This window comes from Nonomuraea sp. NPDC049637 (assembly GCF_040675235.1).
In the GTDB taxonomy this organism is placed as follows: domain Bacteria; phylum Actinomycetota; class Actinomycetes; order Streptosporangiales; family Streptosporangiaceae; genus Nonomuraea.
Window position 1 is genome coordinate 1 of record NZ_JBFAOM010000088.1, and the last position, 13,614, is coordinate 13,614.

The 13,614-nt window shown below is 69.9% G+C and carries 11 protein-coding genes and 2 pseudogenes; 8 read left to right on the plus strand and 5 right to left on the minus strand.

Features of this window, described 5'->3' with window-relative positions:
- Positions 1–197: 197 nt before the first annotated feature.
- Positions 198–947, plus strand: a complete 750-nt coding sequence (locus AB0J71_RS48690) for a helix-turn-helix domain-containing protein (RefSeq protein ID WP_364421159.1) — start codon at positions 198–200, stop codon at positions 945–947.
- A 272-nt stretch (positions 948–1,219) separates the two neighbouring features.
- Complete coding sequence (locus AB0J71_RS48695; protein ID WP_364421162.1) at positions 1,220–1,762, plus strand: hypothetical protein; 543 nt, start codon at positions 1,220–1,222, stop codon at positions 1,760–1,762.
- A gap of 65 nt (positions 1,763–1,827) precedes the next feature.
- Here the strand turns inward: AB0J71_RS48695 and AB0J71_RS48700 are convergent, their stop codons facing one another.
- Positions 1,828–2,736 (minus strand): hypothetical protein, encoded by a 909-nt coding sequence (locus tag AB0J71_RS48700; protein WP_364421164.1) that lies wholly within the window; start codon positions 2,734–2,736, stop codon positions 1,828–1,830.
- Positions 2,737–3,039: 303 nt separating this feature from the next.
- Here AB0J71_RS48700 and AB0J71_RS48705 point away from each other — a divergent pair, with 303 nt between their 5' ends.
- On the plus strand, positions 3,040–3,321 hold the full coding sequence (locus AB0J71_RS48705) for a hypothetical protein (RefSeq protein WP_352328693.1): 282 nt from the start codon (positions 3,040–3,042) through the stop codon (positions 3,319–3,321).
- Positions 3,322–4,298: 977 nt separating this feature from the next.
- Here AB0J71_RS48705 and AB0J71_RS48710 read toward each other — a convergent pair.
- Entirely contained in the window at positions 4,299–5,075 is a 777-nt protein-coding gene (locus tag AB0J71_RS48710; protein ID WP_364421166.1) for an enoyl-CoA hydratase-related protein, read from the minus strand.
- A 129-nt stretch (positions 5,076–5,204) separates the two neighbouring features.
- Here AB0J71_RS48710 and AB0J71_RS48715 point away from each other — a divergent pair, with 129 nt between their 5' ends.
- Positions 5,205–6,539 carry a PLP-dependent aminotransferase family protein gene (locus tag AB0J71_RS48715; RefSeq protein ID WP_352328689.1) on the plus strand — a complete coding sequence of 445 codons (1,335 nt, stop codon included), beginning with the start codon at positions 5,205–5,207 and terminating at the stop codon, positions 6,537–6,539.
- Positions 6,536–6,730 (plus strand): hypothetical protein, encoded by a 195-nt coding sequence (locus AB0J71_RS48720; RefSeq protein WP_352328687.1) that lies wholly within the window; start codon positions 6,536–6,538, stop codon positions 6,728–6,730. The genes AB0J71_RS48715 and AB0J71_RS48720 overlap by 4 nt, the downstream gene beginning before the upstream one ends.
- Positions 6,731–6,746: 16 nt before the next feature.
- On the opposite strand, the pseudogene AB0J71_RS48725 reads toward AB0J71_RS48720, so the two are convergent.
- Positions 6,747–7,847: pseudogene (locus AB0J71_RS48725) on the minus strand (serine hydrolase domain-containing protein); the annotation flags it as partial.
- A gap of 68 nt (positions 7,848–7,915) precedes the next feature.
- On the opposite strand from AB0J71_RS48725, the gene AB0J71_RS48730 reads away from it, so the two are divergent.
- Together AB0J71_RS48730 and AB0J71_RS48735 are read left to right on the plus strand one after the other, a co-directional pair.
- The gene (locus AB0J71_RS48730) at positions 7,916–8,128 is read left to right on the plus strand and encodes a hypothetical protein (RefSeq protein ID WP_352328685.1); all 213 of its coding nucleotides are present in this window, start codon (positions 7,916–7,918) and stop codon (positions 8,126–8,128) included.
- A 573-nt stretch (positions 8,129–8,701) separates the two neighbouring features.
- On the plus strand, positions 8,702–9,082 hold the full coding sequence (locus tag AB0J71_RS48735) for a hypothetical protein (protein ID WP_364421170.1): 381 nt from the start codon (positions 8,702–8,704) through the stop codon (positions 9,080–9,082).
- An 83-nt stretch (positions 9,083–9,165) separates the two neighbouring features.
- On the opposite strand, the gene AB0J71_RS48740 is transcribed toward AB0J71_RS48735, so the two are convergent.
- On the minus strand, positions 9,166–11,715 hold the full coding sequence (locus AB0J71_RS48740; protein ID WP_364421172.1) for a hypothetical protein: 2,550 nt from the start codon (positions 11,713–11,715) through the stop codon (positions 9,166–9,168).
- Between the two features lie 241 nt (positions 11,716–11,956).
- On the opposite strand from AB0J71_RS48740, the gene AB0J71_RS48745 reads away from it, so the two are divergent.
- Entirely contained in the window at positions 11,957–12,715 is a 759-nt protein-coding gene (locus tag AB0J71_RS48745; protein ID WP_364394304.1) for a neutral zinc metallopeptidase, read from the plus strand.
- Between the two features lie 380 nt (positions 12,716–13,095).
- Here AB0J71_RS48745 and AB0J71_RS48750 read toward each other — a convergent pair.
- Positions 13,096–13,614: pseudogene (locus AB0J71_RS48750) on the minus strand (FAD-dependent oxidoreductase); the annotation flags it as partial.

Sequence of the window (13,614 nt, forward strand, 5' to 3'; positions counted from 1 at the left end):
CCAGTTCCTCAGACGGCACGAACACCCGGATCAGCACGCGGGGTTCGGCCAGGTCGGAGGAGTCGTCGCGCAGTCGCCACATGTCATCGCTCATGTCATCGCTCATGTCATCGCTCATGGCATCCAGAGTGGCGCCGGGCGCCGCCGACAGGCAGGGGAGAGTTCATGGGATGAGTGGCACTCATAGGCTGGCGGTCATGAACGAGACCCTTCGCCGCGAGCTCGGCGCCCACCTGCGCGCGGCCCGCGAGGTCGTCGACCCGGCGGACGTGGGTCTGGCCGGCGGTGGACGGCGGCGGACCCCCGGACTGCGCCGCGAGGAGGTCGCGACGCTCGCCGGGGTCAGCGTGGCCTGGTACACCTGGCTGGAGCAGGGCAGGGCGAGCACGACCCGGCAGGTGCTGGACGCGATCTGCCGGGTGCTCGGCATGGACGCGGCGGCGCACCGCCACACGCTGGCACTGGCCGGGTTCCTGCCCGCCTCCCCGGCCACGGCCGCGGGCGCGGCCGTGCTCGGGGAGCCGATCCGGACACTGCTGGACAGTTGGACGTCCACACCGGCTGCGGCCGTGGACGTGCGCTTCGACGTGCTCGCCGGCAACGCCGCCTACCGGCGCTTCTGGGGCGATCCGGACAGCGTGCCGATCGAGCGGCGCAACCTCCTCATCATGCTCGCCACCCCCGGGGGCCACCGCCTGACCGACGCGGAGCCGCTGCTGCGCGGCCTGTACGAGCAGTTCCGGGCCAACACCGGGCACATCCCGGACGACCCACGCGCCGCGGCCGTCGTAGATCTCCTGAAGCGCGAACGGCCCGACGCAGGGCACTGGTGGAGCTGCCGGGCAGTGCGGGAGTTCGCCCCTGTCACGGTCGGCGGGTTCACGTTCTGCCTGCTGCGGCCGGTCGGCGAGGAAGGCGTCGTCATCTTCGCGCAGCTCCCGGCCTGACTGTCCGGAACCGCAGGATCAGGGGTCCTGAACAGGTAGCCCTGAATGCCGGCAAGCACGGCATCGATCCCGGCACGCTCGTCTTGTGGTGGGCGGGTGGGGGCGTCAGTTGAATGGCGGACGGTCATGCAAAGGGGCGACCGGCAAGGTGCTGCCTCTGTCACTGGTTCGAGTCCGTGCCGAAGGAGTGCCTTAGCGCGTGTACAGCGACGCGACGCCGGACTCCTGGCCGCCGCGCTGCCGGCCGTCGTCTCGCCACGATCCTGAGCGCCGTGCTGGCCACCCTCGACCGGACCACCCCGGCCGGGCAGCGCACCGCCGTCCGCGAAGCCGAACTCCTCGCCATCGACATCGAGCACATCACCCAGCACGCCAGGGGCCTGAGCGTGCAGATGTACCGCAGCAAGACCAAGCAGCTGCTCTTCGCCCATCCGGCGATCCTCGGCTTCGGCAGGCCGCTGTTCGACGACCACGACTGGCCGATCGATCTCGACCTGCTGGAACAGCGGACGTTCGAGCAGGGCGTCACGATGCACCACTACGCCGTCCGGGGACGTGAAGGAGGCGGGCTCGTGCTGAAGCAGGTCGCGGAGGGTGTGTGGGTCCACGAGAGCGCGTTCGTGCAGAGCAACACCGTCGCGGTGCGGGGCCGGGCGGGGGTGCTGCTGATCGTCCCCAGCGGCCCGCACCGAGGTGACCTCGGGGTCAGGAAGCGCAGAGGCCGGCCAGGCGGCGGACGTCGGCGCGGATCTCGTCGCGGCGGGCGCCGCACCAGCGGGCGACCACGAGCGCCGCGCGCTGGAACGGGCAGGTGATCTCCTTGATGGTCGGATCTGCCGCATTCGACGACCCATCGAGAGCTCGGACGAAAGCCACGAATCTATGAAAGGCCAGGCATCTCCGCGGTCTGATCGTCGGCCGGTACGGTGACCTTCGCCGTGCCCCAGTCCGAGAACACCATCTCCGTCTTCACCGCCGCCCCCTCCAGCGGCACGTTCATGACCAGCTTGGCCGGCAGCCCGTCGGCGCCCACCCAGACGTCGTAGGAGCAGGTGACCCCCTGCGCCACCTGCTCCAGTGCGGTCCCAAGCCGGGCCTGGTACTGCTCGCCCAGGCCGGTGACGCCCTTCATCACCTTCTGCAGCCCCTCCTTGCCGAGCTTGGCCTTGACGGCGGCCAGCGACTGGTCGAAGTTGGCCGCCACGTACGCCTTGGACCCGGTCTGCTTCAGCGCCTGCCCCAGGTCGTAGGTGACGGTGTAGTGGATGCCGAGCGGATCCGGCGCGGAGGTGAGCTTGCCGGTGGCGTACAGGTTCGCGTCACGGGCCCGCGCGAGGTCCTCGACGGCGCTGTCAGCGCCCCCGGGAGCGATCAGCCCGACCATCCCCTTCTGCTCCTCGCCGAACTTCAGCCACGGCCTGCCCTTCGCCCAGTCGGCGTGCTCGCCCGTGGCCGCCACGTACGTGGCCTCCTCGGTCTGGATGACGTGCGTCTTCTTTCCCGGAGACAGGGGGTCCTCGGAGGTCATGTCCACCCGGGTCGCCGTGCCCTCCAGGTGAATGAGCACGTCGGACTTGACGGCCGCCTCATCACCGGTCACCGACACGGCCATCTTGAGACTCTTGTGCTTGGTGAGCTGGGTGTCGAGGACACGCACCACGGCCGCGACCTCGGTCAGGGCGGCCGGAGCACTGGGGGTGGCGGAGGCCGCCGGCACGGGCTTCTCGCCGCCGCCACATGCGGTCATGGTGGCGAGCAGGAGAACGGCGGGCGCGACTGCACGGCGCATGAAGAACTCCAAGAGGGGATTCGGCAATTCGTGCAGAAAGATCGCGCATGAGAAATCGACGGTTCTGCCCGCCCAGATAGGGCGATTTATGCCGGGCGGCATCGTAGCAGCCGGCCTACCAGGGCAAATAATGGATCAAGAGGGCACGGCGCAGAGCAGACGATTGTCCCCCCGCTGCCGCACCATGCCGACCTCCCGAACCCCAGGGTGCTCCGAAGCGGTGGAAAGGGGCTGGTGACATGGGGGTGAGCAGTAACCCTTCCGGACATGGGAGCGGGGGAGGCGGCGTCGTAGCGTGTGGGCATGGAGCTCGAAGCGCACAAGCCTGACAAGGCGCCTCCCACGTTGAGGGCGCGCATCCGCGTTGTCGCGGTGTGGGTCGTCGTGGGCTGTGTGCTGGCCGCCGCCGTGCTCACCGCGGTAGGTGTCGTGATGGCCTGCCGGCAGGGCGGAGGGCCGATACCGTGGCCCCTCAGGATCGGCCTTCCCATCCTGATGCTCGCCGTGACCGCGGCGGCGGGGGACTCGCCGGGAGGCGGGGTTGAGGAGGCCGGTGCGGACATCGACGTGGACGTGGACTGGTAAGCGATCGGAACAGCATCAGAAGCAGTCGCCGGTGCGAGTTTCCAAGGCGGGAGCGGTGGCGTTGCCCTATGCGGGCAGCTGCACGCAGACGCTGGCGCTCACTCACTCGTTGACCGTCCGCGTGCGCGATGTGGCCACCACGATCACACCGGGGGAGAAGCCGCCTCTGGCGCACTGGGAGGCGCTGAAAGACCTGCGGGAACGGTACTCGCTGCCCGAGATCATCAACACCACCGACCGAACTGGGCGGTTTCGGGAAAAGCCACGCCGGGCCGTCGCCGAGAGGCGGATGACGGGCCGACCGTGTCGTATGAGTTCTCGGTCGCCGCGGGTGACGAGGGTTCGTTCGGGCGCGTCCGGTACACGATCTGCGAGCCGTGCGGAGTCGGCCTGCTCACCAAGATCAGTTTCTCACCCGAGTGGCAGTGCTGCGGGTTCGGCACGTTGGCCACGGCGATCGAACGCATCACGAGCCGTGTCGCTACCGGGATTCCTGGCTGCCGCGGACTGGATGCGGGCCGCGGCGTCCCTGCTCATCGGCGTGCTCTTGCCCATGCCCGCTGAAGAGAGCGATCGCGCGACAGTGAGCATCATGGCCCGCCGAACCTGCGGCTGCGGGGCTTGCCGGAAGATGAGGCAGGGCAGGCGAACAGCTCACGGAAAGCCGCCTCCTGCTTGGCGCGGGTGCCTTGCAGGGCCTGGCAGAGGCGCTCGGCAGGGACCCTCGAACGCGGAGAAGCGGACGGGGTTGCCGCACTCGTAGGGTCCGTACTTCGGTGGGCGCCAGCGGCCGTCGACCATGCTTCCCCGCTGGAGCATGGGCCGGGTGAAGAACGGGGTGGCCGGCCGGCAACTCCGCCCATGACGATCGATCGACGGTGTCCTCCTGGCCCGGTCCTGGTCTGTCTTCTTGGCTCGTGGCGCTCACGCACGCGCCGGACGGTCACGAGCGAGCAGCGCCGACTCTTCCGCCAGGTTCACGCCGACACACTCGTCCGGTCGAGGAACCGTTGCAGGCCGGTCCGCACGCCGTCGGTGGGCACGGTGGCGGCGAAGCTCGCCGCCTCGACCGCCAGGCCCTCGTCGATCGGCAGGTTGATCCCGCGGGTCACCGCGCGCAGACACGCCGCGACGGCCGTCGGCGCGTGCCGGATGATCCGGGTGGCCAAGTCCCGTGCGGCGTCGAGGAGCTCGTCTGCCGGTACGACGGTGTTGACCATGCCCAGCTCGGTGGCTCGGGCGGCCGGGATCGGGTCGCCGGTCAGGATCATCTCCAGGCCCCGCTTGCGACCGACGTGCCGCGGCAGGCGCTGGGAGCCGCCGAAGGGGGGCGGGAACCCGAGGGTGATCTCGGGTTTGGCGAAGGCGGCGTGCTCGGCTGCGATCGCCAGCGGAGCGGCCTCGGTGATCTCGCAGCCGGCGCCGTAAGCGAGACCGTTGACCGCGACGATCACGGGCTTGGCAAACTCCTCGATCCGCCGCGTCAGCCCGTGACCGCGGCGCACGATCTCGCGCAGCGCACGTTCGGGTCCTCCTGCGATGCTGGAGGCCAGCGAAGGGATGTCCGCGCCCGCGCTGAACGCCTTGCGCCCGGCGCCGGTCAGGATGACCGCCCGGATGCTGTCGTCGGAGTCGATGAGGTCGAGCTGCGCGAGGAGCGCGTCGATCGTCGGGTAGTCCAGGGCGTTGAGCTTCTGCTCTCGATCGATGGTGACTACCACCATCTGGTCTTCTCGCTCGATGCGCACGGTCATGCCGGGGTGCTCCGTTTCCTCTGGGTTCGACCTTCTGAGGCTACGAGCACCCATCTAGGACGATCCAATAATCGTCCTAGATACAATGGGGCGGTCCCAACGGGTTCTGCAACGGGCAGCAGGTGTGCCATGGGACCGTCGTCCTACAAGGCCGTTGTTCACGAGTTCGCGTCAGCCATCCGCTCCGGCGCGATTCCGACCGGTGCCCGGCTTCCGACCCACCGCGCTCTCGCGCGCGAGCGGGGGATGGCGCTGGCCACGGCCACCCGGGTCTACGCCGAGCTCGCCGCCTTGGGCCTGGTCGTGGGAGAGCCGGGCCGGGGAACGTTCGTCCGGGTGCGGTCCGGCTACGACGGGCTCGAACCGTCGCGCACTCTGCCGGTGCCCCGGGTGGCGGACCTGTCGTTCAACCAGCCCCTGGCCCCCGGGCAGGCCGACCTGCTGCGGCAGGCCCTGCGCACGATGGCGGTGTCGGGAGACGTCGAGGCGCTGCTGCGCCAGCACCCGCCGGGCGGACACCGGCACGACCGGGCGGCCGTGGCCACCTACCTGCTGGGGCGGGGGATCGACACGGTGCCGCGCAACGTCCTGCTGACGAGCGGGACCCAGCAGGCGCTCGACATCGTGCTGCACACCCTCACCCGACCCGGCGACGTCCTCGCCGTCGACGCGCTCAGCTACCCGGGCATCAAGCTCCTCGCCTCGGCACACGGCCTCGACCTGGCCCCCATCCCGGTCACGGCCACGGGACCGGACCTCGACGCGCTCGATCAGCTGTGCTGCGCCCGGCCCGTCCGCGCGATCTACACGATGCCCACCGTGCACAACCCGCTCGGCTGGGTGCTCGACCGACAGCAGCGCGACCGGCTGGCCGCCCTCGCCCACTCACACAACTGCCTGATCATCGAGGACGGCACCTACGCCTTCCTCGAAGCCTCACCGCCACCGCCGCTCCAGGCCCTCGCGCCCGAACGCACCTGCTACGTCGCCGGCCTGTCCAAGAACGTGGCACCCGGCCTGCGCTTCGGCTTCGCTGTGCTGCCCGAGCGCTATTTGGAGGCGGCCACGAGCGGTCTTCGTACCGCGGCTTGGGGAGCCCCGGGAGTCGTCACCGCGCTCGCCACCCGCTGGATCGCCGACGGAACCGTCACGCGCCTGGAGCAAGACCGCCGCGAGGACGCAGCCGCCCGGCAGGACATCGCCCGCGCCGCGCTCGCCGGCCTGAACCTCACGGCACACCCCGTCTCCTACATCGTGTGGCTCGGCCTGGAGTCGCACCAGCGCCCCGATCACGTCGCGGCCGTGCTCGCGGAGAAAGGCATCCTGATATCCACCGCGGACGCCTTCGCCACCGGCCCCCACCGTCCCCGGGCACTCCGGCTGGCACTGGCCACACCGCCCCGGGACGAGCTCGGGGCCGCGTTGCGCTGCCTGAAGGACGCAATCGAGACCATCCCCCCATGACACATGCCGACAGGACCCGCGCCCCGGCCACCGGGCGCCGCTCGGCGGCCGGCCGGGCGAAGAAGGGCAGCCCGACGCCGCTGACCGCCGCGCTCACGACCCCGTCCTCGAACGTCGGCGCCGTCGCCACCTGCCGCTCGGCCGGGTTCGACGAACGAGAGCCGACCCGCGACCGCTGCCACGACAGCTGACGCCCTACCAGGCTGTCTACGCGTCGACGGCCTGGTAGACGGTGGTCCAGAAATCGTGGATGAGCCGCGCCGGGTCGGGCACCGACAGCCCGACCTGGGTCAGCAGGATCCCGGTGAGCCCGTGGTGCGGGTCGGTGTAGACCGACGTGCCGGTGTCTCCGTCCCAGCCGAACTGGCCGATCGGGGCGTAGTCGCCGCGGTGCGTGCGTACGGCCATGCCGAAGCCCCAGCCGCCGTGCTGCCCCTGCCCGTGTGACCGGTGCACGTGGTCGAGCGCCATCTGGTGGCGGGTGGCCTGCACCTCGGGCCTGAGCCGGTTGGTGGTCATCAGCTCCACCGCGCGGCGCGACAGGATCCGGCGGCCGTCGTGGACCCCGCCGGCCAGCAACATCCGGAAGTAGGCGTGGTAGTCGTCGGCGGTCGAGACCAGGCCGCCGCCGCCCCGGTGGAACTGCGGCGGCTTGCTGAAGCTCCCGCCGGCGGCCTCGTCCCACACGTGGAACTCCCCGGTGCCCGGGTCGGGGACGTAGCTGGGCGGCAGCCGGTCGATCACGTCCTCGGCGACCCAGAACCCGGTGTCGTCCATGCCGAGCGGCCCGAAGACCCGCTCGTCCAGGAAGTCGCCCAGCGTCTGGCCCGTCACCCGGGCGACGAGCATGCTGAGCACGTCGTGGCTGAGCTCGTACTGCCAGCGCTGTCCCGGCTGGTAGGACAGCGGGATCGTGCCCAGGAGCCGCAGCCACTCGTCGGGGTCGACCGCCGACCCCGCGTCCGTGCTGTAGTAGGCGACCTCCATGATCTTCGCGCCGATCGGCGCGGCCATCAGCGGCAGATCGATGCCGAGCCCGAACGTCGAGGTCAGCACGTCCCGCACCGTGATCGGGCGCCTTGCGGGCACGGTCTCGTCGAGCGGGCCGTCCGGGCGGACGAGCACCCGCCGGTCGGCCAGTTCCGGCAGCCACTCCTGCACCGGGTCGTCCAGGCGGATGCGGCACTCGTCCAGCAGCACCATCGCGGCCGCCATCGTCACCGGCTTCGTGGTCGAGGCCATCCGGAAGATCGTGTCCCGGCGTATCGCCGGTCCTCCGTCGTGCCGACGTCCCCGACTACTGGCGTGCCGCGGTCGTCCCCTTCCGGACCCCCGGCGGACAGCCCATCCACCTCGGCCCTCCGGTCGGCGACTGGATGGAGCTGGTCGCCATCGTCGCCAACGGCGAGATCGTCGCTCCCGTCCACGCGCACGCCGTGCGTTACCACACCCGGCCCGACATCGCCTACGTCCCCATCACCGGCGTGCCGGACTCGCGATGGGCGCCGGTGTGGCGGGCCGACGCCGAGTCCGACGTCATCCGCGCCTTCCTCGACGTCGTCACCGACCTCGGCCCGCTCCACCTGTGACCAGCTGAGCCGGCGGGTCAGGGGCAGGTGACGGCGAGCTTGCCGAGGGCTCCGGCGGCGAAGTCGCCGAACGCCTCGGGCGCCTGCTTCAGCAGATGGGTGGCTGTGCCGGGGACGCGCAACGCGCAGGGGGCGCCTGCTCGACCGCGCCGCGCAGGCTCGGCGTCGAGCGACGGTCGGGCGCCAAGGCCAGCCGTACCTCTGCGTGCGAGCCACCGACATGACTCGTCGCCGACGACTGTCAGTTACTCATCGCTCAACAGAAGTCGTCGAGAGGCCGGGCGAGCGGGTGGGCGCGGCCGAGCTGATCGGCAATGACCGGATCCACCGTGCCGACTTCACGATCCGCCAGGTTGCCAGATGGCCGGGAAACGAAGCCTCCGCGCCGGGCGATGGCTGCCCAGCTCGCGCCATGCCGGTGATCGCTGTCTTGCCTGATGACGGAGGTTGTCCCCCAAACCGTAGCAACCTTGCGGCCAAGATCTCCCTGACGATCACGCCAAGGCCGCGTGCAGCCGGTATCGGCTGCACGCGGCCAATGTTTGCCAGGTCCAGGTCCCCTCTCCGCCGGCGGTGTTCGTGACCTCCGGGCCGATCCTGCCGGCCCTGGCCGGCGCGTCAGACGTCGCGGCGGCCAGGATCATGCCCGCCGATCTCGGCTACCACCTGCTGTCCGGCCTCCGGACGTGGCCGACAAAGACGGTCCTGGGCACGGTCGACATCGTGCCGGGCATGATGCTGGGCATCTGGGCGGCCCGCCGCCGCATCCTGGACGAGCCCGAGCGGCACCGGACGCTGCTGCGCCGCGTCACCGTGATCTGCCTCGCCGTCGCGTTCGCCGGCCGGCTTCCGGGAGCCCTGCTGCTGTCCGGCGCGTGGACGCCATGGACCGCCTGCTCGGCGTCCCTGTCTCCGACGCCGTGTTCAAGATCGACCTACGTCCGGGGCGAGTGACCTGATCCCACCCCACGGCTCCCGCCGCACACCTCGCGCGACTCGGATGGCCGCACGAGACAGGCCGGGCGGGAGCGGGAAACTCATCGCGGAGAAACGAGATTGTTCACGCAGGTCTCCTCGGTCGCGGGGTCCTTCTCGCCGTACTGGTTCGACCAGTAGTCCTGGGCGGTCATGAACCGCCACCACGTCAGGCAGGTCCTGATCAGATAGGTATGATCGGGGTGGACGATCGGGCGCTGCTCGGTGTAGGTGACGGGCTGTCCAGACTCGAACGGCGTGCCCCGGTAGTAGTACGTCCATGAGGCCAGCGGCAGCATCGGCGGGCCGTGTGTCTCGTCGCAGTAGCGGGTGCCGTCGGGGCGGGTCAGCGTGCATTCCTGTTCGACCACGGTCTGGTCGACATAGCTGGACTGGACATCCCGTACCAGGTCCGGGTGGGTGACGCCGGTCAGCGCGACGGACACCTCGCCGGCCAGGGTGACGTTGCCGACCGCCGTGAAGCCACGTCTGTCCGACTCGGGGCTCGTGCCACCTGGGCCGTCATAAAGCCTCTCCCCTGCGGCGGGGTTGGCCAGCCGGAGCCGGTCGTTCGCGTACGCGGCCACGTCCCCGCTGGCCGACGCCTCACGGACCGGCGTGGTGGAGATCGTGTACGGGAGGTTGCCCGGGCTGGTCCGTGCGGTCAGCGTGACCGGATCGCCAGGCGAGAGCGGGCCGGTGACCCGCGGCGGGGTCAGCGACACCTTCCAGCCGAGGCAGTTGCCGCCCGGATGCTTGCCGTGCTCACGCGCGCAGGCGTTCTGCCAGGGCCCGTGCTGCCCAGGGCCGTCGGTCATGTAGGCGACGAAGTCGTCGAAGCCGGCCTCGCAGGTGTGGACGACCAGGTAGGAGAGCGGGCGGATCTGCGATCCGGCCTTCAGGTCTCTGACATACACATAGAAGCAGGACTCCCTCGGCCAGGTCTCGTCCATGCACGACCGGTTGAAGAGCAGTGCGGACACGTGGTCGCCGCGGCTGTCGAAGGCCCGGCGGCAGGACGCGGCGGGCGCATAGGAGCCGAGCACCCACTTGTTCGCGCAGGCGATGCCGTTGCCGAGGCAGTCGGTGTCGCCGTCGTAGTCCGAGCGCAGTAGCCAGGATTCGACCGGTTTTGCGTCGGGCTGCCCGCCGCGCACCCTCCTCGGGATCAGCAGCAGCCGCTCAGGATGACCTGGGTCGTTGCCGGAACCGAAACAGATCCCGGCGATCGCGCCGTACGCGCACGGCGTCGAGCGTCCCCCGCCGGAAATCGTCAGGCCTGGTGCGCCGAAGGCCAGCTCGCCCTGCCCGCGCCCGTTGAACGCCTGCAGGTAGGAGTGGTGCGCGGGGTTGAGCATGAGATCGGCGAGCGCGTCGGGCGGCCGGTACTTCGACGAGGCGGCCAGCGTCCCCTCCTCGGCGAAGTTGGCCCCCGTGCGCGTGACGGGCGCCAGGTCGCCGACCCACACCTGCATCATCGGAGACACCTCGTCCACGTCGAACAGCAGCTCGCCGCGGTTCTCGAGCCGCCGCCTGAACGTCGGGTTGCGCAGCTCTCCCATCGACTCGGTCGCCGCTTTCGCGGCGATCAGATCGAGTACGGCCCGCACCCGCGGCCGAAGCGCCTCGTCGCCCAGGTCGTAGAGGTTGAGCAGCCCGATCATGTCCAGCCTGGCGTAGATCCGCGAGTTGTACTCAAGGAAGTCGGTCCGCAGCCACGTGTCGAGCTGCTCGGTCAGCCTGGCGCGCAGCCCGTTGGTCTCGTTGTCGGGGTTGAAGTTGACGTCGTAGTCGGCGACGGACTTGTTGGTGGCCCCCTGCACGGTCACCGGGCTGAGCATCGGCAGCCACAGGTTGTGCAGGTAGCGGGTGCTGGTGATGAGCAGGTTGTGGTTTTCGGTCTCGGGGATGTCCTTCCCGGCGATCTCGCAATTGACCGTGTCGTACTGGGAGGCCCCGCCCTGCAGCCAGACGACCCGCGACATCTTCTCGTCCAGCCTGGCCCGGTCCTGCTCGGAGTAGTGGTAGCGGGCCAGCAGCCAGGTGCGGATCACGAGCGAGATGGTCAGGTCCCAGTCGCCGTCGTGGCAGAGTTCCTGCATCTCGGTGCCCGGCCTGCCCCAGAGCTCGAACACTCGGCTCAGCTCGTCGTCCACGGTCTTCCACCCGGGCGCGTCGCGCCTGGTCGTGGGGCCGCCCTCCCACTTCTCCGCCCAGTCGGGCGCGAGATCGCGCAGGCACTGCGCCGCGTTCGCCGGCGAGGACAGCGGGGGATAGACGACCCGGTCCGGCTCGGGCTTGCCGTTGTCGCCGCCGTTCATCACCCGCTGGATGGAGCCGGTGCCGATGTTGGTGTCGAGCATGCGAAGCAGCGTGACCTGGGCGAGGACGTGCGCCGGGTAGTCCTCGCCGTAGTTGTCGGGCAGGTCGCCGCACGCCTTGACGAGCAGCGGCGGCACCCTGAACTGCTCCCGGGCGCCGCGCAGCTCGATGAAGTTGTCGGGCGGTTTGACCGGCGCGTAATCGATGTACGGCGCTGCGTCCGCTCCCGCGGGTAACCCGGAGAACAGGACGGCGCCGGCTAATCCGATGCTGAGCAGGATCCGTCTCATGAGCCGACCATGACGGAGCGGGCCTCAGCCCGCATGAGTAGCCCTCTGCTCAATTACGGCTGCTGGGCCGCGAACATCCACTGCTGCTTCCGAGCCTCGCCCGGAGACGCGCCGGGCGCTGACTGGCGGACAAGCCGACCGGGCGTGTGGCTCTTCGCAAGATCCACTCAATGTGGGTTTCGGGCTTATGCGGGCTGACACCCATGTAAAGTCCGGTGCCATGCGTCCGACGTCCTTGATCGTGCCATTACTCGTCGGCGTGCTCGCCGGCGCCGCGTTCAGCGGGACGGCCGGCGCCGCGTCGGCCCCGGCCGTGCTGACCAAGAACCCGCTGTACAAGGCGGGCAAGTTCGCGCTCAAGACCTGCGAGGAGCCGTATGCGGCCAGCGCCGACGTCGAGGTGTTCCGGCGCTACGTCGAAGAGGTCTCCCTCTGTCTGGACAAGGCGTGGGGGCCGCTGCTGACGAAGGCCGGTCTGCGGTACACCAAGCCCGAGGTGGTGTTGTCGTACGGCGAGCGGGTCAAGACCTCCTGCGGCATCTACGCACCCGACGCCACTGACAGCGTCTACTGTACGAACACCAAGACCATCCACATGATGGTCAGCGACTACGGGCTCAAGGGCGAGATCGACAAGCCACAACTGCTGGAGGCCCTCAGCGCGGGCTATGCCATCCATGTCCAGAACGTCGCGGGCATCATGAACGCCGTGGCCAAGACCATGAAGAAGCTGTCCAAGCGGGACGCGCTGGCCCTTCAGTCCAGATACACGCTGCAGACGCTCTGCTTCTCCGGGGCGTTCACCGGCAGTGTCTGGGATTCGCTCGGCCACACGCGCGAGCACGGCCAGGACTACTACATCGATCGGCACGTCATCGACGGCAATTTCGCCGGCTTCGGCAAAGCGTCCAATCGTGTCTACTGGATCAGGCGGGGGTTCGAGTCCGAGTCGCCGTCCGTCTGCAACACCTTCACGGCTCCGGCCGCCAGGGTGAAATAGCGCGTGACCAGAGGAGGACGCGCCGCGCGGCCGTGATCAGCCTCTCACCGGCGTGAGCCCGTAGATACCCAAGGCCTAAGACGATCTCCCCCGGCGGCGCCTGCATCCGACTGAACCCAGGGCTCCGAGAGCGATCAGTATGTTCCTCGTCCATGGCCGCCATCAAGGTGCCCCGGCTCGGGCCCGGCCGCCCACGCACCCGACCGGAGATCGTCCGGGCCGGCAAGGCGCATTCCTCCCGTGCGATCCGGCAGCATCTGCGCGCTCGCAAGATCCGGTGCACCATCCCTGAACCCGCCGACCGCATCGCCGCCGGACAGCGGCGTGGCAGCCGCCGGGCTGGTCCGGCGTTCAGCGGGGTCCCGCCGTGGCGGGGCGGGTCAAGCCGCCCCCGTCCAGTCCAGCAGGGCCTGCTGCTCGGCCTCCATCGGCCCCGCCCAGGCGAGGTGCCCGTCCGGCCGGACGAGGAGCGCCTCGGCCTGCTCCAGGTCGGGCGAGGGCTGCCAGGCCGTGGCGGTGACGATCTGCATGCGGTCGTCCCGGCCGCCGGGCGTGCCGGCCCTCTTTCCCGTATGGACGAGCAGGAATCGCCCGTCGTGCAGCAATTCGTACAGACGCTCAACCTCGGGCCGCTCCGCGACGCTGATCGGCAGATCGGGCACCCGGGCCCCGGCCGGGAAGCCGTCGCCGTAGTGGGTGCCGATCGCCGATACCGAGGCGGCGAGGTCGTGGTTGACCTCCCCGATGCGCAGGAGGCCGTCGAGCATGCCGCGCAGCGCCATGACCGGCCGCCGGTACTGCGGCACCAGAGTCAGTTCCATCAGCAGCGTCTGCACCTCGGTGTTGGCGGTGACGGCCGCGCCGACCGGGCGGCGCTCGGCGTCGTAGGAGTCCAGCAG